General features: G+C 46.7%; 22 protein-coding genes, 1 tRNA gene and 2 pseudogenes. 9 read left to right on the top strand and 16 right to left on the bottom strand.

Going from position 1 to position 25,958, the window contains the following annotated elements; all coding sequences use genetic code 11:
• Positions 1-143: 143 nt before the first annotated feature.
• From HMPREF1640_RS03555 to rlmN, 9 genes are all read right to left on the bottom strand, one after another.
• Positions 144-219: transfer RNA gene (locus tag HMPREF1640_RS03555), tRNA-His, on the bottom strand.
• Positions 220-367: 148 nt separating this feature from the next.
• On the bottom strand, positions 368-754 hold the full coding sequence (secG, locus tag HMPREF1640_RS03550; protein ID WP_036892452.1) for a preprotein translocase subunit SecG: 387 nt from the start codon (positions 752-754) through the stop codon (positions 368-370).
• Positions 755-764: 10 nt separating this feature from the next.
• Complete coding sequence (locus tag HMPREF1640_RS03545; protein ID WP_036892450.1) at positions 765-1,535, bottom strand: hypothetical protein; 771 nt, start codon at positions 1,533-1,535, stop codon at positions 765-767.
• 53 nt (positions 1,536-1,588) lie between these two features.
• Positions 1,589-2,068: an LptE family protein gene (locus tag HMPREF1640_RS03540; protein ID WP_052051688.1), complete on the bottom strand. Its 480-nt coding sequence runs from the start codon at positions 2,066-2,068 to the stop codon at positions 1,589-1,591.
• Positions 2,069-2,135: 67 nt separating this feature from the next.
• The gene (locus tag HMPREF1640_RS03535) at positions 2,136-3,389 is read right to left on the bottom strand and encodes a sigma-54-dependent Fis family transcriptional regulator (protein WP_036892446.1); all 1,254 of its coding nucleotides are present in this window, start codon (positions 3,387-3,389) and stop codon (positions 2,136-2,138) included.
• Between the two features lie 965 nt (positions 3,390-4,354).
• Entirely contained in the window at positions 4,355-5,365 is a 1,011-nt protein-coding gene (locus tag HMPREF1640_RS03530) for a lysylphosphatidylglycerol synthase transmembrane domain-containing protein (RefSeq protein ID WP_036892444.1), read from the bottom strand.
• A 12-nt stretch (positions 5,366-5,377) separates the two neighbouring features.
• Entirely contained in the window at positions 5,378-6,502 is a 1,125-nt protein-coding gene (locus HMPREF1640_RS03525; protein ID WP_036892441.1) for a PdxA family protein, read from the bottom strand.
• Between the two features lie 6 nt (positions 6,503-6,508).
• The gene (locus HMPREF1640_RS03520) at positions 6,509-7,450 is read right to left on the bottom strand and encodes a DUF4837 family protein (protein ID WP_036892439.1); all 942 of its coding nucleotides are present in this window, start codon (positions 7,448-7,450) and stop codon (positions 6,509-6,511) included.
• Positions 7,447-8,532 carry a 23S rRNA (adenine(2503)-C(2))-methyltransferase RlmN gene (gene rlmN / locus HMPREF1640_RS03515; RefSeq protein WP_036892438.1) on the bottom strand — a complete coding sequence of 362 codons (1,086 nt, stop codon included), beginning with the start codon at positions 8,530-8,532 and terminating at the stop codon, positions 7,447-7,449. Before rlmN ends, HMPREF1640_RS03520 begins: the two co-directional genes overlap by 4 nt.
• A gap of 180 nt (positions 8,533-8,712) precedes the next feature.
• Here rlmN and HMPREF1640_RS03510 point away from each other — a divergent pair, with 180 nt between their 5' ends.
• Together HMPREF1640_RS03510 and HMPREF1640_RS03505 are read left to right on the top strand one after the other, a co-directional pair.
• Positions 8,713-10,086, top strand: a complete 1,374-nt coding sequence (locus HMPREF1640_RS03510) for a SpoIID/LytB domain-containing protein (RefSeq protein WP_081935256.1) — start codon at positions 8,713-8,715, stop codon at positions 10,084-10,086.
• A 44-nt stretch (positions 10,087-10,130) separates the two neighbouring features.
• Positions 10,131-11,462, top strand: coding sequence for an MFS transporter (locus HMPREF1640_RS03505; RefSeq protein WP_052051686.1), 1,332 nt, complete (start codon positions 10,131-10,133; stop codon positions 11,460-11,462).
• A gap of 125 nt (positions 11,463-11,587) precedes the next feature.
• Here HMPREF1640_RS03505 and rhuM read toward each other — a convergent pair whose 3' ends face one another.
• The 3 genes and pseudogenes from rhuM to HMPREF1640_RS03495 all read right to left on the bottom strand — a co-directional run.
• Complete coding sequence (gene rhuM, locus HMPREF1640_RS03500; protein WP_036892468.1) at positions 11,588-12,619, bottom strand: RhuM family protein; 1,032 nt, start codon at positions 12,617-12,619, stop codon at positions 11,588-11,590.
• A 186-nt stretch (positions 12,620-12,805) separates the two neighbouring features.
• Positions 12,806-12,871: pseudogene (locus HMPREF1640_RS13910) on the bottom strand (XRE family transcriptional regulator); the annotation flags it as partial.
• Positions 12,872-13,002: 131 nt separating this feature from the next.
• Positions 13,003-13,227, bottom strand: a pseudogene (locus tag HMPREF1640_RS03495) (tyrosine-type recombinase/integrase); the annotation flags it as partial.
• A 752-nt stretch (positions 13,228-13,979) separates the two neighbouring features.
• Here HMPREF1640_RS03495 and HMPREF1640_RS03490 point away from each other — a divergent pair.
• Positions 13,980-14,801: a Nif3-like dinuclear metal center hexameric protein gene (locus HMPREF1640_RS03490; protein WP_036892434.1), complete on the top strand. Its 822-nt coding sequence runs from the start codon at positions 13,980-13,982 to the stop codon at positions 14,799-14,801.
• Positions 14,802-14,824: 23 nt separating this feature from the next.
• Positions 14,825-15,661, top strand: coding sequence for a zinc ribbon domain-containing protein (locus HMPREF1640_RS03485; RefSeq protein ID WP_036892467.1), 837 nt, complete (start codon positions 14,825-14,827; stop codon positions 15,659-15,661).
• Between the two features lie 157 nt (positions 15,662-15,818).
• Here HMPREF1640_RS03485 and HMPREF1640_RS03480 read toward each other — a convergent pair whose 3' ends face one another.
• The 3 genes from HMPREF1640_RS03480 to HMPREF1640_RS03470 all read right to left on the bottom strand — a co-directional run bounded on the left by HMPREF1640_RS03480 (position 15,819) and on the right by HMPREF1640_RS03470 (position 20,530).
• A complete protein-coding gene (locus tag HMPREF1640_RS03480; protein ID WP_036892431.1) occupies positions 15,819-16,751 on the bottom strand; it encodes an OmpA family protein in 933 nt (310 codons plus the stop codon).
• Between the two features lie 12 nt (positions 16,752-16,763).
• On the bottom strand, positions 16,764-19,124 hold the full coding sequence (locus tag HMPREF1640_RS03475) for an outer membrane beta-barrel protein (protein ID WP_036892429.1): 2,361 nt from the start codon (positions 19,122-19,124) through the stop codon (positions 16,764-16,766).
• Positions 19,125-19,711: 587 nt separating this feature from the next.
• Positions 19,712-20,530, bottom strand: coding sequence for a DnaJ domain-containing protein (locus tag HMPREF1640_RS03470; protein ID WP_036892426.1), 819 nt, complete (start codon positions 20,528-20,530; stop codon positions 19,712-19,714).
• Between the two features lie 129 nt (positions 20,531-20,659).
• On the opposite strand from HMPREF1640_RS03470, the gene HMPREF1640_RS13490 reads away from it, so the two are divergent.
• Entirely contained in the window at positions 20,660-20,878 is a 219-nt protein-coding gene (locus HMPREF1640_RS13490) for a hypothetical protein (protein ID WP_197051476.1), read from the top strand.
• 258 nt (positions 20,879-21,136) lie between these two features.
• On the opposite strand, the gene HMPREF1640_RS03460 is transcribed toward HMPREF1640_RS13490, so the two are convergent.
• Entirely contained in the window at positions 21,137-21,586 is a 450-nt protein-coding gene (locus tag HMPREF1640_RS03460) for a type I restriction enzyme HsdR N-terminal domain-containing protein (protein ID WP_036892422.1), read from the bottom strand.
• Between the two features lie 79 nt (positions 21,587-21,665).
• Between HMPREF1640_RS03460 and holA the strand changes: the two genes are divergently transcribed.
• The 4 genes from holA (at position 21,666) to HMPREF1640_RS03440 (ending at position 25,757) form a co-directional block, all read left to right on the top strand.
• Positions 21,666-22,694: a DNA polymerase III subunit delta gene (gene holA, locus HMPREF1640_RS03455; protein ID WP_036892420.1), complete on the top strand. Its 1,029-nt coding sequence runs from the start codon at positions 21,666-21,668 to the stop codon at positions 22,692-22,694.
• A 782-nt stretch (positions 22,695-23,476) separates the two neighbouring features.
• Positions 23,477-23,941 carry a helix-turn-helix transcriptional regulator gene (locus HMPREF1640_RS03450; RefSeq protein ID WP_036892418.1) on the top strand — a complete coding sequence of 155 codons (465 nt, stop codon included), beginning with the start codon at positions 23,477-23,479 and terminating at the stop codon, positions 23,939-23,941.
• Between the two features lie 143 nt (positions 23,942-24,084).
• Positions 24,085-24,858 (top strand): dihydroorotate dehydrogenase electron transfer subunit, encoded by a 774-nt coding sequence (locus HMPREF1640_RS03445; RefSeq protein ID WP_036892416.1) that lies wholly within the window; start codon positions 24,085-24,087, stop codon positions 24,856-24,858.
• Positions 24,852-25,757: a dihydroorotate dehydrogenase gene (locus HMPREF1640_RS03440; protein ID WP_036892413.1), complete on the top strand. Its 906-nt coding sequence runs from the start codon at positions 24,852-24,854 to the stop codon at positions 25,755-25,757. The genes HMPREF1640_RS03445 and HMPREF1640_RS03440 overlap by 7 nt, the downstream gene beginning before the upstream one ends.
• The last annotated feature ends 201 nt before the right edge of the window (positions 25,758-25,958 follow it).

Below are 25,958 nucleotides of genomic sequence, written 5' to 3'. Positions count from 1 at the left end.
TCGGAATTATTAAGATAAATAGCAAATTATTCCCCAGAAAAATTCTACTGAGCCCACTTGTGGTCACTATTTGTTAATGCTTATGTGAAAAAATAAAAAGCGGAAAGCCTTTGTTTGTCGGGCTTTCCGCTTGTTTCTTGAGAGGGTGGAAGGTGGGACTCGAACCCACGACATTCAGAACCACAATCTGACGCTCTAACCAACTGAACTACATCCACCGTTTGTTATGAATGCTTATTTCTAAGCGACTGCAAAGATAAGGGATTTATTTGGACGAACCAAATAAATCCCCTGTTTTTTCTAAATATTTTTGACACATGCAAGGATTATAGGATATAAACTGTGCTATGTGATAAAATTTTTAATTTTATTTTGCCTTCGTGGCAGGCGCGATGGGTTTGCTCGCAGGAGCGCTGTTGCCTTGCTGCTTGTTATCTTGTGTGGGCGCCGCTTGAAATCCCTGCGTGTTTGTAGGGTTGGTTGTTTGTGTTTGTGTGGCCGTTTTTTCAAGCACGCTTTGTTCGGTTGAGGCTTGGGGAGCCGTATAGGCGCATACAATACTAAAAATAACCATTGCGGCTGCAAACGTCCATGTTGCTTTTTCCACGAAGTCGGTGGTTTTGCGTACGCCCATGATGGCGTTGGAAGAAGAGAAATTGCTTGAAAGGCCACCTCCCTTGGATTCCTGAATGAGCACGATGAAGATCATCAATAGTGACACCAATACAATGAGAACTACAAAAAATGTGTACATAATTATTTACTTATTTGTTTTTGTTATTTAATATCAATTTCTCTAAAAAACGAATTTGATCTGCAAAGTAAGCATTTTTTTTTGGATAATTCAAATTTATACGTTTAATAATTTCAAGAGCCTTGTCGTAACGGCATTGTTTTACATATATCTTGGCTAAGGTCTCTGTAAAATATTCTTCTGCGCTTTCATTTTCGGCTTTTGGTTCAGTTTCGTCTATGTTGGGTTTGTATTCAACCTCTTCTTTTAGTTTGATTTTTTTGTTTTCGTTTTTTATGAAATTATCGATCAAATCATGTCCTTTCAGCATAGGCGCTTGTTGGGTCTCCGCTTCCTCCTCGTTTTGAGTTTCAATCAAATAGGATACGTAGTCAATGGCGGCGTCGGTGGGTGTAGGTCTACGCTTCGATTTATGCTCGGGTTCTTTTTCTTCGGGGATTGAGTCGAGGAAATTGTCAATAAGAGAGATGGTTCGATCTTGTTGCGTTTGGTCTTTTGCGCCATGGTTTTGTTTTGCGATTGGCTTTTGCGATGTTTCTGTCAACTTGAACCTATAGTGTGCGGCCTCTACGAGATTGAAGACTACTTTGCGGTCTGTTATGTAGATGGCGGCTCGCTTTAGTTCTTCGTTAAAGGTGGGGTCGTGTAGCAAATATAGGTTTTGAAGGAGCAAAAGCCGGGCGGTTTGATAATATGGGTATAGTGCCAACAGGCTGCGGAGGTCGTACAAGGTCTCACAGTCAAGTTGTTCAGGGTGTTTGATAAGATTTGCTATATCCATGATATATAAAGTAATGTATAGATTGTTGGCGGCCGTATTCGTATGTTGGCTACTTACCAATCGGCTACGGTTGCGTTAAAGATTTGGTCTGTAAGTTCTTTGCACATTAGCGTAACGAGTTTTTCTTGTACGCTGTTAAGCCCTTCTGCGGTTTCGTAAGTCTGTGTGGCCGTGAATGATTTTTCGAAATCTTTGCTATGGTTTGTATTGTTGGTGAATCTTACGTTGACGGTTAACGACAATTCCGTCTGGGCCGAATTCCCTTCGCTCGACACCGACTTGTTGCGTTGTGAGTATTGTGTTATCTCGCCCTCGATGACCATATCTCCATCTCGTTTCACCTGGATGAGCCGTGTGTGGTTGGCGAACATATCCTTGAGCTGGTTGTTGAAAAGTGGCCCCATCGGTCCCCATACGTAGCTGCTGCGAATGGGAAAGTCGGCTATCTGTATGGTTTTTGTCTTGGTGTAGTCTATGCTGGCGCCATTAAAGTCATAGGTCACCTTGCACGAAGATAACAAGTTGGGGATCATTAGAGAGCATGCCACAAAAACAAAGGCAAATTCTTTGAGATGCTTTTGTTTTTTTTGCGTCGTCTTTTTATTTTTTGTCGAGCCCATATTGTTTAATTCTTCTGTATAGTGTTCTGTCCGAAATGCCAAGCTCTTTGGCTGCTTTCTTTCTGTTTCCTCCATTTCTTTCCAACGCTTTTTCTACCATTTGCCTCCCGAGGTCGCTCAAGTTGAGTGTTTCCGGCTCGTTTTTTATTTCCTCGGCTTCCGCCTCAATGGCCGAATGTCTTCCAATTTGGGTTATTGGGGCGTTGGCGCTGGATATTGTGGGAATGGGAGTGTTTTTCGATTCTATTAAGTTGTTGCTTTTGTATGCGATATTTTCGCTCAAATCATGCTTGTCGTTTATTTGTTTGCGCAGGTTTGTTAGGTCGCGCCGCAGTTCGGAGACATTTTCTCGCAACTCATAGAGAATCTTGTAAAGAAGCTCCCGCTCGTTTTCGTATGAATGATGGCCTGGCTGGTTGATGGTGGCCAGCTGTGTGCTCTCCGGGTCTATGGGGATGTATTTTTTTAAATCGTCTGCGTCCAATTCCCTGTTCTCGCTTAGGACGGACATTTGCTCGGTGATATTTTTCAGCTGGCGCACGTTGCCTGGCCATTTGTAATGCAAGAGCACTTTTTTGGCCTCTTCGGTCAGCGTGATTTTTGGAATGCGATATTTTTCTGCCATCTGCATGGCGAAAAGCCTAAACAACAGCACGATGTCGTTGCCGCGGTCGCGCAGGGGAGGCATCTGGATAGGGATGGTGTTGAGCCTGTAATACAGGTCTTCCCTAAATCGTCCCTCGGATATAGCCTTGCGCATGTTTATGTTGGTGGCGGCTACAATGCGCACATTGGTCTTTCTGATATCTTGCCCACCCACCCGGATATATTCTCCGGTCTCGAGCACGCGCAGCAGCCTGGCTTGGGTTGCGATGGGCAATTCGCCCACTTCGTCAAGAAAAATGGTACCTTTGTTGGCTATGCCGAAATAGCCTTCGCTCTCGCCAATGGCGCCCGTGAAAGAGCCTTTCTCGTGTCCAAACAGCTCGCTGTCAATGGTTCCCTCGGGTATTGAGCCGCAGTTGATGGCAAAATATTTTTCCCGCTTGCGTGGAGAGTTGTCGTGAATTACACGTGGTATAATCTCTTTGCCCACGCCGCTTTCGCCTATAATGAGAACGCTTAAGTCGGTAGGCGCCACTTGCATGGCAATGTCCAGCGCGCGGTTCAGCCCATCGCTGTTACCAACGATGTTGTAACGTTGTTTTATTTTTTGCAATTCCGATGTGTTCATTGGCTGACAAAATTACACAATTAATCTGACAATACTGCAAAAATGGCAGCAAAAATATTATGCTTTATGCGCTATTATATATTGCGGAAATGCAAGATGACGCGTTGTTATGGTCTGCCAAATCTGTTCATGTCGTAAAACGGTCGTTTTTTGACACAAGTCAATTTTTCAATTCTTTCCGTGGCTTTTTGTCAGATCTTTATTGCCAATGTGAATAATTGGCTTTAACTTTGTCTCCACTTTAGAGAAAGCCACATGCTGTGATAGCATGGATAACAAAAGGGACGTAAACGGTCTCTGTATAAAAAATATGGAAGATTTATGGTTACATTAATTGGCGTGACAGACATTTGGCGTGACTATTGCGCTGTGGATGGTGAATAGAGCCAATGATATGAGGAAAGGGCCATCAAGAGCCCCAAGTAGTAAACAAGTTAGATATATTAAAATTTAGGAAAGGATTGTAAAATGGATAACGTAACAAAAGCTATAAAAAAGGTATATAAAAATTGGACTAAGAGTTATTTGGAGTGTATGCGTTTATATGGAGAGGCCCTTCTTAGGGGTGGATCCTATGGTTGCGCATAGTAAGATGTGTTCCGATACTATCAATCGGTGGTGGTTCGGAGCTAACCAAAACTCTTGTTGGCAAAGTTAAGCATGAGGTATTCGAGGTGTTTCAAACGCCGAGAGTGCCAAAATATACAAGGAGGTTGATTCCGTTTTTGGAGTCAACCTCTTTTGTTTGATAGTTGTTGGATACCGTTAACCAGATGCTTAATTTTACCACCCATCGTGTTTTTTTGGGAGCTGCCTCCCCAGACAATTCTTTTTTTAGAGAAGAATGTTGACGTGCTATCTGTTTGACGATAGGAAACCTATGTCGAAAGGGGGGCGCCAAGATGGTGGCAAGGTGAAAAGATTGATTCGCTAATTAAGCTATACGTTTAATTTTAAGAGCCTGCTCACCTGATTCTTTTCTCTATCTTGATAAGCAAAAGCCCGATGCCCGTCCATATAAGTTCCCTGATTCGAACGATAAGAGCTACAAATATGCCACCGCTCGCGCTAATGCCCAATGATGTTGTAGACATCAAGAATCCCCCCTCGCGTCCGCCCAGCTGCAGCGGCATGAAAAACAACAAATTGGCAAACAGCGAAGTGAAAGCCAATATGAATATGCAGTCGAGATAGTTAACCCTTGGCATGATTACCAGAAGGATGAAGAAAATTTCCAAGGCGGAGCACACCCTACATGAGAACTCAAGTAGTACGGCGCCGATGAAATTATGAGGGTTTTGACGATGCAAGGCTGCTATTTGACGGTCAATGTCATCCAACTGCCCCCGATGTTCTTCCACAAAAGGCCTGGCCCATTTCTTCACGAAGGGTAGGTGACGCAGTAAATTCATTACTCGGTTAGCCAGTCCTTTTCGGTATCCTGCCACAAAAAACCAGATGCCAAGCAGGCTAAAAGCGATGGTGGCTCCTAACAAAATACCCATTAGGAATGTGACATGACGTACAAAAAGAAACAAGATGGCCGAAAGCAGCCAAAACCAAAGGTGGCTGAATATGTGGGTCATGGCAAAAAGAATGACCGACGACGAAGCCTTTTCCGTTCCTATCTTGGGCGCCAACATCATGACTCGATAAGGCTCGCCCCCCATCAAGCCTCCTGGCGTGGCATAGTTCAGGGCAAATCCAGAGATGGTAAGTTTGTACAACCAGCCCAAGCCTATTTTTTCAACCAGTCCGGCATCCTTGGATGATTGGCTGCACACGCCTTTGATAATGAGATACCAAGACAAGGTGTTGAAGACATACAGTGCGGCCCACAATGTCACTACTGCCAAAAACCAATAACCCGCACGCTGAAGCCCCTCCCACACTTGTTTGAAATCAAGCTGGGTTACCATGACGGTGAGCACCAACAAGCCGAAGATGAAAAACCCGTTTTGGTATTTCTTTTTCATTATAAATGATTGCTATTTTTGCTTTTGGCGCTCCTTGGCAGCGTTCTCGCGCTTTTTGGAGACGGCAAATCGTACTTTGTCACTGTCATCCCTACGCTCGTGATAGAGCTTGGGCAGTGGGTGAGCCAGTGGCTCGTCGTAATTATTGCGATTGCGAAAAGCGTCTATAGCTTGGTATATGGCGTATCTCAGAGGCGTTTCGTCAGCCTCTCCTTTCCCCGCGATGGCATAGCATGGCCCCATGTCCACGGCTGTGCTGATGAGTGGAAGGCCTCCATAATAATGTATGTTGTTGTTAGGCAGCAGAGCCTTAAAAGGGGCTATGCCTTGGTCATGGTACATGGCCAAGACACCGTCAAAAGCTTTGTATTGTCCGCTACCAAAAAAATCCGCGGCTTGGTATGGGCCGAAAGCGCACACGTTTACCTCCGCGAGTTTTTGTATGGCAGGTATTATCATTTCTTGTTCCTCCTTGCCACGCCTTTCCTCCGTGTCGTTGGGGTTGAGCGCCAATACGGCTATGCGTGGTGCCGAGATGCGCATGTCGCGGCGTAACGTGGCGTAAAATATGGCTATTTTCTCAATGATGGCTTGTGCGCTGATGTTTGTCGGCACGTCTCTCAGTGCCATGTCGTCGGTCACCAGTGCCACCTTGAGCCATTCGTTCATCACAATATCCAATACCTTCTTGCCTTCTCCAATGCTCGTCTCAATGTATTTCGCGGGCTTGGGTATGGCGTAACCCTCCACCGTGAGATTGTTTTCGTTCACCGGGCAAGACACTATCACGTCAATATCTCCGTTTTTGTAGTCAGTAATGGCTTTGTCCAGCGCTTTCACGGCGGCTCTGCTTGCCTCCTCTGACGCCACTCCAAACTCCACTTTCACTTCGTCTTCAAATACCGCAAGCATGTTCACGCGGTTGTCCTCGGCTTGGTCGGCCGAGTTGATGATACTAAAATTGGCCTCAATGCCGAGCGCGTTCCGATGGTAAGTGGCCACTTTGGGCGACCCATAGACGATAGGAGTGCATAGGCCAAGCATTTCCGCGTCTGCAAAAGTCTTAAATATCAATTCGTATCCTATCCCGTTCGTGTCTCCGTGGGTGATACCCACACGTATCTTTCCATTGTTCATATATTTTTATTTTAGAGTGTATAAGGCGGCTTCTATTTGTCGCAACAAGTTTCTTTTCTTTTTTCCGGGCGCGAAGACAAACGCTTCCGCTGTCACGTTGCCCACACTGTGGCTTACGAACGGACCGCCCATGTCATCGCCTTTCATCTCCCAAAGTCCTCTGAACACTATCACGTCATGGCCGTTTTGCTTGGTCTTGTAGGCTGCCACGGTGGCTGCCACGGTGGCCATGGACATGTTGTCGGTCTCGCCCTTGATGTTGACGTGTGCCACACTGTCACGCATAGCCACGAAGTCTTTGATGCCTCTTGGTGCGTCGTGTTTGTAAATCATGATGTTTTGCATGCCCGTGGGCGAGTTGTTGCTGAGCCAAACAAAGTTTTTCCCCCGTTTGCTTGATACCATGTCTTGTGGTATCCACATGTCCACGCCTAACCATTCTTTCAGCATTTTTTCAGCTTGGGTGTTTCGGTGTTTGCTTAGTCGCTCTATGGAGGCCTTTGTTTCGGCTTTCCCAAGTGTCTTTATCAATGTCGATGCGTATGCAGGCAAGTGCCTTCTCAAGCTGTCCACCGATGGCGATTGCACGCATGCCACGATTTGCGGTTGGGCGTACACGTTGTGCGCCAGTTTTATTTTTGTCTTGTCATACGACTTGGGGTTGATGTCCACAATTACAATATTCCTGGCCAATTTCAAAGTTGCGCCCCATCCGTCTGCGCTCACAGTGGACACGTCAAACTCCGGCTCTCGCTGTGGCAAGCATTCCATGTCTGCGCTGAGTGCCTTTTTTACCAAGTTGTCCTTGTCGCCCACCACCAAAACCTCGTAAGGGGCGCCACCCGATTTAGGCAACCTTCCCCGGCTGTTGTCGCACGAGACCGATAAGCCTCCGGCCGCCACGACGCATAGCGTCACAACTATCATGGCTGTGTTTCCTCGTGTCATGCTTGCTTTGGGGTGCGTCTACCTTTTTCTATGGAGGTGGTTAACATTCCGCAAGCCGCGTATATATCCTCCCCCCTGCTGGCCCGTATGGTCGTGAACACCCCGTGAGAGGTGAGGTAATCTCGAAAAACCTCCATTTTTTTGTGGTCCACGCCTCTCAAGTCAACGTTTGGTATCTTGTGAAAATTAATGAGATTGACACGACAAAACAGTCCCTTGAGCAATCTGACGATTTCCTTAGCGTGGCTCATGGAGTCGTTCACCCCATCAAAAACAATATATTCAAATGACAGGCGGCGCTGGTGCGAGAAGTCGTAATTGCGCAGCAACTCAACGATTTCCTCTACTGGAGAACTTTTCTCAATGGGCATAAGACTCGCTCTTTGCTCGTGAAGGGGCGAGTGCAAGCTGATGGCCACATGGCAATCGCTTTCGTCAAGGAATCGTCTCAACTTGTCTTTCAACCCGATGGTGCTCACCGTGATGCGCTTGGGGCTCCATGCGTAGGCGTATGGGGCTGTCAAAATCTCGGTGGCTCTCAACACGTTGTCAAGGTTGTCCATAGGCTCACCTTGCCCCATGAATACTATGTTGGTCAGTGTGTCGCGCTCGGGCAGGCTGTAAATCTGGTTCAAGATGTCAGACGCTTGGAGATACCCCTCGAACCCCTGCTTACCCGTTTGGCAGAAAAGGCAATCCATCTTGCATCCCACCTCGCACGATACGCACAGCGTGGCGCGGTCGTTGTCTGGAATATAGACCGTCTCCACAAATTTGGATTGTCCCGTTGCCGTATTGTTCTCGCCAGCCTTGTAAGCCACCGTGCGGACCGGAAACAAGTACTTCACGGTGCCGTCTTTGGATCGCTGGGCCTCCATGGGATCGGCGCAACCCACCTCATATTCCTCAGCCAAGCGCAGGCGGTTAGCCTTCGAGATATTGGTCATGTCGTCGATGGATCTCACATGGCGCTCGTAGAGCCATTTAGCTATTTGGTCGCCGGTAAAAGCTGGCATGCCCATTGATTTTGCTGCGGCTCTAAGCTCGGCTGCGGTCATGCCGAGTAAAATTTTTTTATTCATACTGCAAAGATACTAATTTTTTGAACAAAGTATGTCGATTGTGTCCCAAATTCGCTACCTTTGCATATACTTTCGCCACGCCTGTCCCATCTCGTAACGGCACGCTTGCCATCTTGGCGTCACTTTGTCATTGCGTGCCCTTGCTGAGGTGCGGTGCATGCCATTATCAAGAAACATCACATGGATCATCAAGACAAACCACAATCGCGACCCACGGCTGTCATTTACAGCCCGTTAACACCCAAAGGTGAGCCACAGGTCACTGTGGGCATTGTCAGTGGGCGTAAGATAGTCTTTTCGCTCAATGCGCCATACGAGGTAGATGGTCGCGTCGTAAGTGGCGACGAGATGGCTGAGTATGTCGGCGATGCCATTTTTTGGAGAGGCCATTCTTATACCGAACTTATGTTCTCGCCCACTTCGCCCGATGCCAGTTTTTCGTTGCGTGACGTCACTATCGGTCTGCATTTTCATTGGGAGCGCAAGGAGACGCAAACGTTTTTGGGAGCCTTGCGCCTCGTTTGCGCGGATGGGCAGATACAAGCCATCAATCATTTGCCGGTGGAGCGGTATCTCCAAAGTGTCATCTCCAGCGAGATGAGCGCCACGTCGAGCCTGGAATTGCTCAAGGCTCACGCCGTCATCTCGCGGTCGTGGCTGTTGGCGCAGATTTTCGGTCGCGGCAAGACTCGTTGCCAAGCGCGCTCTGCCGAACAGACGCGGACCAACCAAGAGATCGTTCGTTGGTACGACCGCGAGGATCACGAGCTGTTCGACGTGTGCGCCGACGACCATTGTCAGCGATACCAAGGCATCACCAAGGCCACCTCGCCACACGTGGCCCAAGCCGTGGAGGCCACCCGGGGGCAGGCGCTCACGGATGGTGCGTCCATATGCGACGCGCGCTTTTCCAAATGTTGTGGTGGAGTGGTGGAAGAGTTTCAGTATTGCTGGGCCAACACGCCCAAGGGTTATCTCAAAGCTCTCGCAGACTCGTCCACGCCCAGCGCGTTCCCGGACCTCACGGTAGAAGCCAACGCCGATGCGTGGATTCGCAACGCACCGCCGGCCTATTGCAACACGCGCGACGCTCGTGTCTTGTCGCAGGTTCTCAACAATTATGACCAAGAAACCACCAACTTTTATCGTTGGCGCGTTGTCTATACCCAGCGGCAACTCAGTGATATCGTCGATCGCAAGCTCGGCGCCCGATTGGGGCAAATTGTCGACCTTGTGCCTTTGGAGCGTGGCAAGAGTGGCCGTATCTACAAGTTGCGGATAGTGGGCACCCTCGGATCGATTGTCATTGGCAAGGAACTTGAGATACGCAGGGCGTTGAGCGAGAGCCATCTCTACAGTTCGGCCTTTGTGGTGGACAAGCGTGGCTCGCTCAATGGCTCGCCAGTAGCCTTTGAACTTATCGGGGCCGGCTGGGGGCATGGCGTGGGCTTGTGTCAAATAGGTGCCGCCATGATGGGGGAGCGAGGGTTCTCGTACCTTCAAATATTGGCTCACTACTATCCCGGGGCCAGCGTGTCACAGCTCTACGAATAAGAGCCTATAGCCCTTTTACATGTTACACCCCAAACCATCGTTCGATGTACGACAACCGACAACATACCCCCTCCAATAACCAAGGCAATGGCAGTTTCACTCGCAAACCCTGGCTTTGGGTACCGTCTCTCTCCTTTGCCGACAGCCTGCCAGCCGTGGCGGTGATGGCCATATCCGTAATTTTCTACAAGCAAATGGGCTTGAGCAACTCTGCCATCACTTTCTACACCTCTTGGTTTTATTTGCCCTGGGTACTCAAACCCATTTGGAGTCCATTCATAGACTTGGTTAAGACCAAGCGTTGGTGGGTATTGGCCATGGAGGTGCTTGTTGGCGCGGCGCTCGGTGGGGTTGCCTTCACCATCCCCACGGCACTGTGGCTGCAAGGCACGCTGTTTTTCTTTTGGGTTATGGCTTTTGCGGGGGCGAGCCATTGCGTGGCCGCCGATGGTTTCTACATGCTTGGTCTCAATCCCCACCAGCAGGCGGAGTTCATGGGTGTGCGCACCCTGTTTGACCGTTTTGCGACAATATTCGGTCAAGGCATACTCATCATGTTGGCTGGCAACTTGCAGGTGGTGTTCCGAAACAGCATATCCTATTCGTGGAGCCTGCTGTTTTATGGTGTGGCTGGCATATTTTTGGCGCTGTGGCTGTGGCATAATTACGCCTTGCCGTATGCCAAAGAAGATGTCACCCATCAATATGTCGACGCACGAACGATATGGCGTGGCTTTTTAGAGACATTTCAAACCTTTTTCACTAAGGGCCATGTAGTTTTCGCCGTTATGTTCATCATGCTCTTCCGCATGCCAGAGGGGCTTCTGTCCAAGGTATCAGAGCTTTTTCTTATTGATGCCGCACATAATGGCGGGTTGGGATTGTCGCCGCAAGAATATGGCTTGGTGCAAGGCACTGTAGGTATTATCGGCATAGCTTTTGGCGGCATTTTGGGTGGCTGGCTGGCCAGCAGGGACGGTCTGAAAAGATGGTTGTGGCCTATGGTTGTGGCTTTCACGTTGCCGGAAATCGTATACGTGTATCTTAGTTATGTTCTGCCATCGAGCTTGATAATTATCAACGCATGCGTGTTTGTCGAGCAGTTTGGTTATGGTTTTGGACTCACCGCCTACATGTTGTACCTTATATATTACAGTAGGGGAGCGTACAAGACGAGCCATTACGCCATGGCGTCGGCCCTGATGTTTCTATCCATGATGCTGCCTGGCATCGTGGCGGGCGCGCTGCAAGAGTTTTTTGGTTATCGGCAGTTTTTCGTGTTCACGTTGTTGCTGTGCTCGTTGATGTATGTCTTGGCTGCGTTTATGCGAATAGACGACCAGTTTGGCAAAAGCGATTCAACCAATCAAGGTTAAGTGTTTATTGTCTATTGAGGTTAAGGCCTAACGGAAAACAGTTTGACACAGTTGCGGTGACTACCCCCTAAAGTCATAGTGGGAATTATAATGATAACTTAAAGGCTGCTTTAAGCGCATAGAGACTAGTATTGATTATTCTCTTCGTTGTCTTTCTCTTTTTTATTGTGCTTTCGTGGTGCGATACGCTTCAGGTCTTGGTCGAGCTGCTTTATACTTTCAAGATGTTCAATTTTCCGTTGTTGTTCTTTGTAAGCAATATATTCCTTTGTAGCTTTGGCAACTGCCGCTTCGTGAGAAATGGTGCCGGCATGCTCAAGAATATTCTTCTCGTTCATGGTGAGTACAAGTCGAAGTTTCTGCACCCAGTCGCTCATGTACATTGGTTTTTCGGCTAATGCTTGCGCCTCAGCATAGGCAAGGAACTGTTCTACGATAAGTTTTAGTTGACCAATCTCTTTCTCGTTCAGGTAGTTCTTGCCTATCATGACATCATTCTTGGTAACTTTTCCTTCTTTTTCCGTGGAAGTAAGTCCCATCATTGGCAATGAGGCATTGGCACGATAGTACATGAGTTCTGCGGCTGTCTTCCCGCTGACAGCCCAGAGCAGTTTGTTCTGTACTTCCTTGAAGAAAGCCAATGTTATCTCAGCCGATGGATTATAGTCGATACTTGTTGCGTATATATCCTTTATCTGCTGATAAAATACTTTCTCAGAAAGACGTATCTCACGAATGCGGTCTAAGAGTTCCTTGAAATAATTGTAGGAAGACCCCGTTTTGAATCGCTCATCGTTCAGCGCGAAGCCTTTGATGATGTATTCTCTCAGTCGCTGGGTAGCCCAAATGCGGAACTGTGTGCCTTGCCGCGACTTCACCCGATAGCCTACCGAGATGATTACGTCAAGGTTATAAAACTTAACAGGTTTATCGGAATATGCAATGTGCAAAATTTGCACATTGCTATTTTCATCAAGTTCTCCTTCTTCGAAAATGTTGTTTATATGCTTGGTGATAACACTGCGCTCACGTCCAAAAAGTACGCACATCTGTGCCTGTGACAGCCACACCGTCTCGTTTTCAAATCGAACATCTATCTTTATTTTCCCATCTTCCGACTGATAGATGAGCATGTTGTCGTTGTTGCTTGCTTCCATCATTTTATTCTTTTATAATGTCTTCCTTTTTTTCGAACTTATCAGGAAACATTGTGATAACCATATCCTTTGAGCATTTGGTTAGTGACTTGTGATATGATATTAGACAGTTTCTCACATCACTCAAATGAACTTTTTATTGTTTCTGTAGAGTTGTACATTGGATTGATACCTCGCTTAAAGTGTCAAGTATACTGCCATTTGTTTATTTGTCATGCCTTTTTCGGCAAGTACCACCTTTAGGCGATTGATTTTTCTTGCGTTCCATGCTTATGTAACTTGATTGCGCTATAAAATTACTTATTATTTCTCAAACTATGTGTAAACCAAAGTGGAAATATAGATATGATGAATTAAAAAATGTTTCCAATTCGTTTTTCATTTTAAATTTTCAATGCTGGCAAACTATTGATTGCCTCCGACTTGTCTAACGACCGGGTATGCTTCTCGGAGTGTTTCAATCTGCTATGTCCCAACAAACTTGCGACGGTTTTGATGTTGGCACCATTATTTAGTATATTCACGGCAAAACCATGACGGCCACAATACCAACTAATGTGTTTGTTAATGCCTGCACGTTTTACCCACCGTTTTAAAGATTTGCCACAAAACACAGATGGTTGTTTTCTTTCGGTCATGCTTATATCAGCATGGAAAAAAATATACAAAAGCCTTTTTGTGTTTGGCGTATTTGCGAGCGAGTGGGGCGTCGCCCGCAAATACGCCCGTATTTTGACAGTTTGACAAGTGGTTGATGATTAGAGTCTTGCGCCATTTTCTCGCGGAACGTGTCGTGACGGCTTTGTTATGATGGCGTGATAAGACACTAATGGCGTGGCGTTTAGGCTTTAATGGCGATGCCGTTTGGCGCTTGTCGCGTTGCGTCTGTTATCCAATAGCGTGCCTATTAGGCCTGAACGGGCTATGGCAAACGGACGGCGCTGTCGTTAACCATGAAAAATCGCTTAAATGTGCCGTGCGAACAATCTGGAAGGGCGTGTTCGCAGGTACCGATTTTTGTGATATATTATTGACAAAATGCCATGCGCGGCGAATGGTTTCACCGATGTGTCGGGCTCTGTTAACGCATTTTTTAATGGCCGTTTTGTTGGGCGCGCGAGTTTTTCGCGCTACCTTGGCGCATACAATCACATGTGACTTCTAAAATGATGGCTAAGCAAAAACTGCCGCAAGGCAAAACGGCCAAAAACGATGAGACGGCATGTGGCGGTACGAAGCGAGGGTGGGCTACGAATGCACCCAAGCGCGCGAATTTGTTAAACTAACTAAAACTGGGCAGTCGTTCGTTGTCAGTATCTATGAAAATGGCTACCTTTGTACCCTAAAACGTATTGTAAACGTGAAAATAAAAGAAGTGGTGAGCGCCCTTGAGCGATTTGCGCCTCTGCCCCTGCAAGCTGATTTTGACAATGCCGGCCTGCAGGTTGGATTGACAGAGGCGGAAGTGTCAGGGGCTTTGTTGTGTCTTGACGTCACGGAGCAAATCGTGGATGAGGCTGTCCGCTTGGGGTGCAACCTTATAGTGTCGCACCATCCGCTTATATTTCGCAAGTTGTCTTGCGTGTGTGGCGCAGACTATGTGCAGCGCGCGATAATCAAGGCGATAAAAAACGACGTGGCCATCGTGTCCATGCACACCAACATGGACAGTGCGTGGGGGGGCGTGAACTGCAAGATCGCGGAGAAAATGGGGCTTGAGAACCTGCGCTTCTTTGGGAAGCAGCGAGAGGTTGCCGTTCCAGGCGATACCGATGGAGACAGGCCCGTCATGGTGAGAGGTGGCGATGGCGTGATAGGCGAGTTTGCCAAGCCCATGGCGGCCGATGACTTTGTCACTATGCTAAAGCGGGTGTTTGACGTGGAATGCCTGATGACCAACCAGCTGTTGAGACGCGAGATAAGGAAGGTGGCCATCTGTGGTGGCGCCGGCTCTTTCCTGTTGGGTGAGGCCATAGGCGAGGGAGCGGACGCTTTCGTGACTGGGGAGATGGGCTATCATGACTATTTCGGTCACGAGCAGCAAATACAGATAGCCGTGATGGGGCACTACCAGAGCGAACAATACACTAACGAGGTGTTTCGTGACATTGTTCAAGACGCGTGTCACGGCGTGCCATGCCACATGGCGAAGACGAACACAAACCCGATAATTTATTTGTAAAATTTAAATACACTTATTATATTATGGCAAAAAAAGACCCTACAGACTTGTCTGTCGAAGAGAAATTGTCCACCCTTTACCAATTGCAGACCACACTGTCGGCTATAGACGAAAAGCGCGCCCTGCGCGGAGAGTTGCCCTTGGAGGTGCAAGATCTTGAGGACGAGCTTGAAGGCCTTGGCACGCGCCAAGGCAAAATAGAGGCAGAGATAGAAGACTTTCGTTCTGCCATCGCCCAGAAACGCAACGAGATAGAGACGGCGCAAATGAACGTGGACCGCTACAAGGGACAGCTGGAGGAGGTGAGAAACAACCGTGAGTATGACACCCTCTGCAAGGAAATAGAGTTCTTGACGCTCGAGATAGAGCTGTGCAACAAGAAAATCAAGGAGGCCATGGCCAAGGTGGAAGAGCGCAAGGAGGACCTTGCCAAGACGCAGGCCGTGATAAGCGAACGTCAGGAAGACTTGGGTCACAAGCGGGAGGAACTGTCAGAGATCATGCAAGAGACGCGCGAGGAGGAGGAAAAGCTGAAAGAAGAGGCCAAGAAATTGGAGACAAGGATAGAGCCTCGGTTGCTGGAGAGCTTCAAGCGCATACGCAAGGGCGCCCGCAATGGGTTGGGCTTGGTGTACGTGCAGCGCGACGCGTGCGGCGGTTGCTTCAACAAGATACCGCCACAGCGCCAACTTGACATCAAGATGCACAAGAAAATTATTGTGTGCGAATATTGCGGACGTATATTGATAGATCCGGAACTCGCGGGCGTGAAGACCGAGAGTGCGGCGTCGGAGAAGCCCAAGCGCAAGCGCACCACTCGCCGCGCGAAGAAAAAGGACGAGGAAACGGCTTCTGAGTGAGCCATTGTTAAATGACGGCTTGTCTTCAAGGGCCTACAATCAAGTCTCTTGAATAGGTCTTGTTAAAAAATGCCACTTGCGGCGTTTTCAATCATGTCTCCACGGAGACCTCGTTGAAAACCGCGCAAGTGGCATTTTTATAATAGGTAATGTACTTTTACAATGAGACGCAGAGCTCCACTCTGCGCGCGTAAGTGCTCATGTCCGATTGTTTATCTATGCCGTATGACATTGCGCTGATCTGGCGAGCGTCAACTCCGTTGTGGAGCAGAAAGTCCTTGACGCTTTTCATGCGTCGCATGGCAAGGTCTCGATTGAAAGCCTTGGGGCCGTCCTTGCTTGAGAAGCCTGTCAGCTCTACTTTCAAATCTCTATTTTCTCTCATCATCTCGGCCACGGTCTTGAGTGTGCGTGTTGCCTCATTGGTGAGCTGGTTGGACGAGATCTCAAAAAACACTTGTCGTATGTTGGTGTCGAAAAGTGCCATTTTTGAGGCCTGACCCGGCTCGTCCGCATGTCGCTCAATTACATTTTCCGCCTCGTTTCCCACAAGGTTGTTGGATATGACGACCGTGTCTTTTTCGGCGCGGATCGTGTTGATACGCTCCTCCAAAGAGTCCATTTGCTGTTTGATGGCAGAATCTTGTACGGTCTTGCCAAGTGTCTCTATCTGCTTTCGCAGTTCGTCAATTTGCTTTTGGAGACGTTCTGTCTGCCGGGGCTCGTTGTCTTTGACGCTTTTTGATAGCGAATTTTGCGCCGGCTCGTATGTAAGGTAAGGTTGTTGCCTTGTATATCGCGGCACATAAACTGGAACATACTCCACCTGTTTTGAGACGGTGTTGTAAACTGGCATGGTCTCGCCTTGTTGATAAGGCCGGTTTTCATATTGCGAAGAGCTTCTGGCAGGCCTGTGCCATCTTCTCATTTCGCTGGCCGCTACGCCTCTAAGCACGTCTATCAGCTCGTTTCGATCCACGATGATCGTGTCTTCTCCAACAGGCAGCGACCCATGTGTGGGGGTCGCGCCTGCGTGAGAGATAGGTAAAGCGAGAAAGGCTAATGCTGCCAGACTAAACTTTTTTTGCATGTGTGGTGATTTTTAGAATACGAATGAATAGCCTATAGCCACTTGGTTTTGTTTGGTTAGGCTGCGTGCGGAGTAGTCCGCAAATACTTTTCCGCCAAGCATGTTGGTGCTGACGCCAACGATTATGTTGGAGCCAAAATGCGTGTCTTTGCCGTGGAAAATGCCAAGACCGAAACCTGCGTAGGGCGTGAACTTGCCCAAAGAGTTGATCTTGAAATTGTAAATGATGTTGGCGGAGACGCCCATTCCGCTTTTGTCTGCCATGGACGCGTACAGCTCGGGTACGAAATCCAAATTGGTGGAGGCTACCTGCATGTATCCTCTTACGCCAACGTTCCACGCGGTCAAGTCGCCAAAGCCCAATCCTGTGAACACGCTGACACGGTTAAGCTTGAAGTGATTGCCGGTGGCGGGGTGGTACGCTCCTTCGTTATACACTGTCGCGGGCGCCAACTCTGTTCTTGGCGTGGCGTTGTCTCCATATATAACGGTGGTTTTGCCATTGTTCCCTTGGCTGATGACCTTGTCCAATTTCTCGTTCACGACGCGAAGCTCTCTTCTCAGAAGTTCGGTCTCGTTGTTTTGGACGGGTTCCAATACTTGCGATGGAGCGACAGAGCGGTACGGTGGTTGTGGCTGCTCGTAGCTGTAGCCGTAGTCGCCGCAACGAGCGCATTCCCTGGCTTCTCTTATGATGCGGCCCACCAATTCGTTGAGCTCGCCGCGTGTCATTTTCATGCTGTTGCCATGGTTTTGCCCAAGCTCGCAGATCATTTTTCTCTTCATGGCCAACTCGTCGTTTTCAATCCCTTCGAGTTCTTGCTTGTCGCGGTCTCTCAAACGCGCGAGCTCTGCCACCCGGATGGTGTCGTTGGCCTTTAACGCCTGATCCAAATCTCTGTCTAATTTGCCAATGCGCTTCTCGTAGTCGGCTTTGAGGGCGTTGACGCGCTCTTCATACCGTGCTATCTGCTGGTCGTATTCGGAGATCTTGGTATCATAATCAGAGATCTTCTTGTCATAATTGTCAATTTGTTCGTCGTAATTCGCTCTCAGCTCGTTGATCTTTTCGTTTAATGCCTCGCGTTGAGCGTCAAGCCTGCGGTTGAGGTATCTCTTGTATTTTTTCTCGCCGTTGGCTGCCATGCCAAGATTGAGCCTTAAGCCTGCGTTGTACATCACGCTGGTGTTGATGTGGCTTGTATTTTGGATGTCTTCTTCGTTTACGCCTTTCTCCGTGGTGAACAGGGCATTTGCGGTACCAAAGAGAGCCACGTACCTTGACAAAGGTATCTCTACACCCGCGCCTCCAAACACGAAGGCGGAGCTTTCAGCTGCCGAGCTACCTCTCTTGTCAGTGTACTTGTCGCCCACGTTCATGTAACCTCCACCGAGTTGCAAATAGGGATTGATGCCTCTTGGGAAGTTTAATCGGGTGATGATGTTGCCACCATAGAGGGCCAGATGCTTGTTGAACGACAATGACAGCTTGTCAGCCTCTTTGTTGGCTTGATAGTAGAATCCCCTGACGCCTACGAGCGAAGAGAGGTCAAACCCCGCGCTGCCTCCTAATAAATAGGTGTCGGTCATGGGCATGTCCTTGTCAAAATTGATGTAAGCCATGGCTGGCTCCACAACGAATTTCAAGCCTTTGAAACCGCCGGAGAAAAGGTCGCGGTATTCGCGGCTGATGGCGTCGCCGCTATTGTCGGTGGTTCCGCCCAAATAAAAATCGAGCGTCGCGCCCGCTGTCCAATTGTATAGATGGTTTCCGCCATCGGCCTTGTTGTATTCTGGACGCATGAGATAGCTTCCCTCGCTGGCGTTGAACATGGTGTTCTTGGCCTCGAGGGCGAGCGCTGTGCGACTGCCAAGGTTGAACTTGGCTCCCACGCCAAGTGCCACGAAAAGCTGTTCGTCTTTCATGGGTACGACTGTCATCGAGACGTCGCCCTTGTAGCTGTTGTACTTCATGGTTTGCACACCGGCCCCCGCTGTGAGGTATGGCGTAAAGAACGCGTTTTTCCACAAGTTGAGCTTCAGCTCTCCGCCATATTTTGTCAAGTCTAATTTGGTGTCTTTGATATTGGCAGGCCATAACTTGTCCGCGCGCCAGTTTTCCAAGCGCACTTTGGCGTTGGCATCGTTGCCACGCAAATAGAATGCCCGCAACTCAAAGAGCGGCCCGAAACCGAATCCAATTTTGCCACCGTATAGCGGCATGTTGTCAATGGAAAGATCCTTGTCCCACCAAATGTGCTCCGCGGCGGGAGACACGATGAAAGACACGTCATTGACTTGCGCCGCTGATTTGAGGCTTCCCAACAGCAGCATGCCTGCTAAGGAAAGTGTTTTCGTAATGTTTTTTTTCATTGCTGAACGTTTTATGTTAATTTGATAATTGGGATGTAAATGAAAGAATATTCATATAACGCATGTGTATGGTTTATGCTTGGGGAAAGGGTGGACGGCCGTGTGCCCAAACTTGAAACCTATTTAACGCCATGTCGTTGATGTTTTACAAAGATAATAAAACTTTTGTAAAATTTACAAGTCGCTGTGTTAAATTTTAGTTTTTTCGCTATTTTTCTTGAAAATATTATTTACTTTCAACATTCCGCCAGCCAACTCGAGGGAGACGTCGCGTAGTTGTCGGGCGCATGATATTGGTATAATTAGCCTTGGCAGACTTTGGTTTTGTTTGGAAAGCGAAAGATGCAAGGAGGCGTGGAAAATAACGAGGCAGATGGACGGACTTGGATTTCGAGGCGAATGGAAACACGAAGAAGGCAAGGCGTTATCCAAGGCCTCTTCTAAACGATGGAATCTTTTAAGAACTACCCTATAACCAATAAGCGTAAAAGGGCGGATATGGAGATACGCTTAATGAAAGGATTTCGGGACATGTACTAAGGATATAAGGTGTTGATGGGTTACAACAAACCGTGTTTCTTGTAACGTTATAAACCTCGGGCTTTCCAGATGGTATCTTTGGCAGCGTTGATTTCTTGAAATTTCTTGACCGCGGCCTTGCGAACGTCTTCACCGAGGTTGGCAACCTTGTCTGGATGATGTTGCAATGCCAATTTGCGATAAGCTCGTTTTACCACCTCGTTAGATGCGTTGGGCGACACGCCTAAGACTTTGTAGGCTGCGTCAAGACTTGTGTTAGCATCTTGGAGGCTCAACATGGATTTGAGGTCGGCTTCTGAGAGGCCTAATTGGATAGCACATTCTTTTAAGGCGTGGATTTCGACATTGACAACGACACCATCGGCCTGTGCCAAAAGCACGAGGAAATTGAGGAGTTGAAGTCGCTGTTCATAAGACATGTACATCCTGATTTGTTGGCAACTGCTCATCACAATGTTCCGATATTCGACAGCTCCAAGTATTTTTTGCTGCTCAAAAAGTTTTAGAATGATTTGTTCGCCCTCGGTGGCACCGGCCTCGCCAAAGTTGGCGCGTAGCCATCGACGTACAAGATTCATCTCGGAGTGCATTACTTTGTTGTCGGCTCTGATAATATAAGAGGCCAAGACGAGCAGCGAAAACAAAAAGTCGTTGCGCTGCTGGCCATACGGATTAGTTTGCCATCTCGTGTCATCTTGATAATTGGAGCCGCTATAATGTGTATCTCCGTTACCGAAAGAAAAATTGGCGTCTTCATCCTTGGTGTCAAAGAGGGAGCCTAACACGTACCCCGCTAAGGCGCCAAGGGGGCTGCCAGTGACTATAAGGCCTAACGCGCCACCTATCCATCTGCCAATTTTGGCCATAACTACGTTTCCTTTCTTATGTCGTGACAACGCTAATTTCAAATGATGTCATCGTGTCGATCCGATGCAATCGATGTGCGTGTCTTGAGCGCAACGTTGTCACGAGTGATATTTGTTTAAAAGAACGACATGGTTTTTGCTCGAGACCCTCGCCGTCTGTTTAATGCAAATTTAATAAAATATTCTCTCACTTATCCCTTGTTAGCTGAAAAAATGCTATCTTTGCAGCAAATAATTAATAAATCAGACAATAGAAATGAATATCGCTTTCATATTTGTGGCATTTCTTGTCATGGCCGCAGTGTTGTGGGGAATTGGGGAAATGAACTACAAAAACTTTCATTATGAAGAAGATAAACCTCACCACCCTGACCCAACAGCGCACCAAGATGGCGAGTATGTGGAAAAAAGTTTGCGTGACATCTTGCGCGATAATAGCACAAGAGGTTACGATGCTGTAGGCTGATTTTTTTAAATAGGGAAATCCTTGGCACAATTTCAATAATGCCAAGAATGATATAAACATACGAGCACGATGTATCTTCAATGTAATGATATGTCGTGCTCGTGTGTTGTGTTTCTTGAGTGACAGATAAAGGTGTTTTGTCAAATTTCTTCGTACTTGGGAATATGGTCCATAAACAGGTATCTGTTATTGTCGTAATCCATTTTGCAACAGTAGTGACGCATGCCATTTGATACAATCAGATAATCTGCGTGAAGCATGAGATTGTATGCGGATATTTGGTCAAAGACTTTTTGGGTGATAGCGATATTGGGGGCTTTGTACTCTATGATCATACGGGGTTTTAATTCGGTGTCGAACAGTACGCTGTCGGCGCGCAATCGCTTTTGCCCTACTTGCAAACGCATCTCATTGGCAAGCAGGGTGGCGGGATAGTTGAGGCTCTCTATAAGATAATGTATGAAATTTTGGCGTACCCATTCTTCGGGCGTTAGGGCTACGTAGCGTCTTCGCAGAATGTCAAATACGCGCGGACGCTCTCGCGTGCCTTGTAATTTTATGTTGAAAGAAGGCAGATTTAATGGAATCATTTTATTATCTTTGCATGAGTTTTTGATAGTGCAAAGATAATAAATCGCATGAAGATACTTTTAAAAATAGCGATAAACTATGCCTGAAAAGAAAGCAACGCAATCTTTCGACGCGATCATGCGTGAGTTGAAAGCTGGTCGTTTCTTGCCAGTTTATGTCCTGATGGGTGACGAATCTTATTACATAGACCAGATTAGCGACTATATACAAAATCATGTTTTGAAACCGGACCAGCAAGCTTTCGATCAAATTGTGGTTTATGGCCTGGACACAAACGCGGCTCAACTGACAGACTTGGCTATGCAATACCCCATGACGGCTCCGGCGCGCGTGATTATTGTGAAGGAAGCGCAAGGTATGAAGTCGATAGAGAAGTTGGAAAAGTATGTCAAAAACCCGCAACCGAAAACCATACTTGTCATTTGTTACAAGAACGGGACCATCAACCGTCGTACCAAGTTTATGTCTGGAGTTGAAAAGGTAGGATTGGTTTTTGAAAGCAAAAAACTTAGAGAATGGCAACTACCAGGATATGTGCAGTCGTATCTTTCCAAACGAAAAGTTGCCATAGACGAAAAAAGCGCTAACATGATAGCCGAGTGTATTGGGGCGGATCTTGGCCGATTGCATTCGGAGTTGGACAAGCTGTTAATCTCATTGCCGGAGGATAATCGTTGTGTGTCGCCGGAAATGGTGGAGCGGAATATTGGAGTGAGCAAAGATTTCAATGCTTTTGAGCTGCGAAGCGCCATTGTAAACAAAGACGTTTTCAAAGCAAATCAAATTATCAAATATTTTGACAATAATCCCAAGGCTGGCTCCGTATATTCGTTTTTGCCTTTGCTCTTCAATTTCTTTCAAAACTTGATGCTTGCCTATTACGCACCTAATAGGGCAGACAAACAGAGTGTGGCAAATTATATAGAATTGAAAAGCCTTTGGGGGGTCACAGACTATATAACCGGTATGAAAAATTACTCTGGTAGGAAAACGTTGGAAATATTGGACAAGATAAGGGAAACTGATACTAAAAGTAAGGGCTTGGACAATCCGAACACCTCTACGGGAGACCTAATGAAAGAGCTTATCTTCTATATTTTGCACTAAAAACATCTCCCAATCTGACTTTTTCTTCTATAATGAGCGTTTCCATGACGCTCTTTTTTAGGCTTAACTCGTATGGAATAGGGTAGTTACGCAATTTTAACACCCTTAAAAATCGCATATTTTAAACGACATAACCACTTGCCGGCAAATACGCAAGAAATGAGCATATTTTGCAAGATCTCCCCAAAATAATTCAATATTAACATTTTGCAACGTTTAACTTTTCGTAATTTTAAAAATCGAATTTGAAAGAAATGGGCATGCGTTCGCATGTTCAAACGCAAATCACAGGTCGACCTAACGAGTTCAATCTTGCGAATTTGAGTATACAAACGAGCGGTTGTTTGTTTGAAAACGCAAATTGTTTTTTATATAGAGGTGTATAGTTTGGTCATTATCTTTAAAATCAGGGGTTTACATATCTTTAATCAAGTGTTAATATATAAAAGCGAGTTAGAAATCATCAGTTTTTCGAATGTTTGTGGCTTAGAAGTAAAAAAGAGGCATAATATTTATAATATAACCAATCACTTGTGTTTATTGACTATTGTATTGCTTAACGCTTGATTTCATATCTAAATTTGGATTTGCAAACTTAAATCACGCATTGCGCATTTTTTGCATTTGACACTTAGGGTTTTGACTATACGTATGTGAATTGAAATATATAAATTTTCCAAGCGTTTCGTTTGGATATTAGAATTTTAATATTTAATTTTGTAAACCGTAAGAAATAAGGTTTTAATCCACTATTTTCTTTGTCGACATAATAAATTAGGTATATGAAAGATCGAATTAGAGAGATTATGGAAAGTCTCAAGATGTCTCAAAAAGATTTCGCACAGTTCACCGGAATATCAGAAGGATCGTTAAGTGGAATATTTAATGACCGGACGAGACCAACAGTACAGATGATAGAGTCTATTCATGATCGTCTTCCAAATATTTCCGTTGAATGGTTGTTATTTGGTATAGGTTCCATGTATAAAAAAAACGACGATGGTGACACTCCGTCCATGGCGCCTAACGTTGTTGACCATTCGGTTATTTCGACTTCGCATTCTGTTCGGCAGGCACCAAGTCTTTTTGAAAGTCAACAGCGGGCAAGTGACAATTCCGTACCCCAGCAGTCGTGTGGTGAAGAAAAAACTGTTATCAAATATATTGACAAACCTGTGCGGAAAATAACAGAGATAAGGATATTCTATGATGATCAGACGTGGGAGACGTTTGAACCCAAGCGATAATTTTTCTTATTATCATTAAATCATCACCGGAAAAATGTCTATCTTTGTAAAGATATAGGTTCGCAATGGGCTTCAAGTTGTGCTTGACAAGCTTTTGGCTTACGCAGTCTTGGTGTGAAATATAGCTTCAAATATAGTTGTGTATGAGAAAATATTGTCGCGATTTACGTGTTAATTCGGTGCGTAAATTAAGTGATAAGCATGCGTTGCTTAAGTTGACGCATGATAATCCGCTACCCCAAATGTTTCCGGGGCAATTTGTTGAGGTTCGTGTTGACAATTCTCCCAATACATTTCTTCGCAGGCCAATATCTGTAAATGATGTGGATGTGTCTAAAAACGAGTTGTGGTTGCTTGTTGCTGCCGTGGGCGATGGCACGCGAAGGTTGTTACAATTACAAGAGGGTGACAGCTTGAATTGCCTGTTTCCATTGGGCAATAGTTTTACAAGTGCCGAACAATTACGAAATAAAAGAGTGCTCTTGGTTGGGGGAGGGGTAGGTGTTGCACCTCTTTTATACCAAGGAAGAAAATTGGCGGAGGCGGGCAACGAGCCGTCATTTCTTTTAGGAGCCCGTTCAGAGAAAGATCTTTTAGAACTTGAATATTTCGAAAAGTTGGGCAGCGTGCATGTCACCACGGAAGATTTTTCAAAAGGAGAAAAGGGCTTTGTGACGGATCACAGTATATTGAGGGATACATTTTTTGATTTTATCCAAACTTGTGGGCCAAAGCCAATGATGATGTCGGTTGCGCGATATGCCATGTCGCATCATATAGAATGTGAGGCTTCTTTGGAAAACTTGATGGCGTGCGGCCTTGGAGCGTGTCTTTGTTGTGTGGAAAAGACGGTGTCAGGAAATAGATGTGTGTGCGCCGATGGGCCTGTTTTTAATATTGAAAGACTGTTATGGTAGATTTAAATGTAAAAATAAATCATCTACAACTGAGCAACCCGGTAATGACGGCCAGCGGCACTTTTGGTTATGGGTTGGAGTTTCAAGATCTTGTTCCGTTGCACGCAATTGGGGGCATCATTGTCAAGGGCACTACGCTTGAGCCACGCGAAGGAAACGATTATCCTCGCATGGCGGAGACAGCTTCGGGCATGTTGAACTGTGTAGGCTTACAGAATAAAGGCGTGGATTATTTTTGTGAGCAAATCTATCCTAAGATAAAAAGTATCAAAACGGCAGTCATCGTCAACGTTAGTGGCAATTCGCCCGAGACCTATGCGGCTTGTGCTGCAAAAATAGATGCCTTGGAGCGTATTCCTGCCATAGAGCTTAACATATCGTGCCCCAATGTGAAGGAGGGTGGAATGGCATTTGGCGTAACTTGCGGTGGCGCCGCCGCTGTTGTAAAGGCTGTGCGTAAGGTCTATCACAAGACGCTTATAGTGAAACTTTCGCCCAATGTCACTAATATCGCGGATATCGCAAGAGCTTGCGAAGCGGAAGGGGCGGACTCTGTCTCGCTTATCAATACGCTCATGGGGATGGCTATCGACATAGAGCGTCGCTGTCCTAAACTCAGCATTCGCACTGGTGGCTTGAGTGGGCCGGCTGTCAAACCGGTAGCCGTTCGCATGGTATGGGATGTGGCTCATGCCGTTAAAATACCGGTGATAGGACTTGGTGGAATTATGAATGCCGCCGACGCCATTGAGTTTATGATGGCCGGAGCCACCGCCGTTCAAATTGGAACCGCCAATTTTGTCGATCCCATGATTACCGTGAAGGTTAAAGAAGGCATTGCCGGGTGGCTTGAAAATCATGGCTGTAAGCATGTGTCCGAAATTATAGGCGTAGTCTAATCGTTCGCGTATCCCTCTCTTTCCCATTTTGAACAAGCTGCGTCGTTGGCGGTGTTTGTGCGCGTTTACAGTATTTCCTGTAGATGTTTGGCTAATTTCGAGAACGAAAACAAGTCATACGTTTAGTGGAAATAAAAAGTGGGGACTGCCACGAGGCAGCCCCCAACCAACACAAAAACTAAACCAGACTTAACTAATCGA

The organism is Prevotella sp. S7-1-8 (genome assembly GCF_000758925.1).
Taxonomy (GTDB): Bacteria; Bacteroidota; Bacteroidia; order Bacteroidales; family Bacteroidaceae; genus Prevotella.
This window is presented reverse-complemented; position numbering and strand designations above follow the sequence as displayed.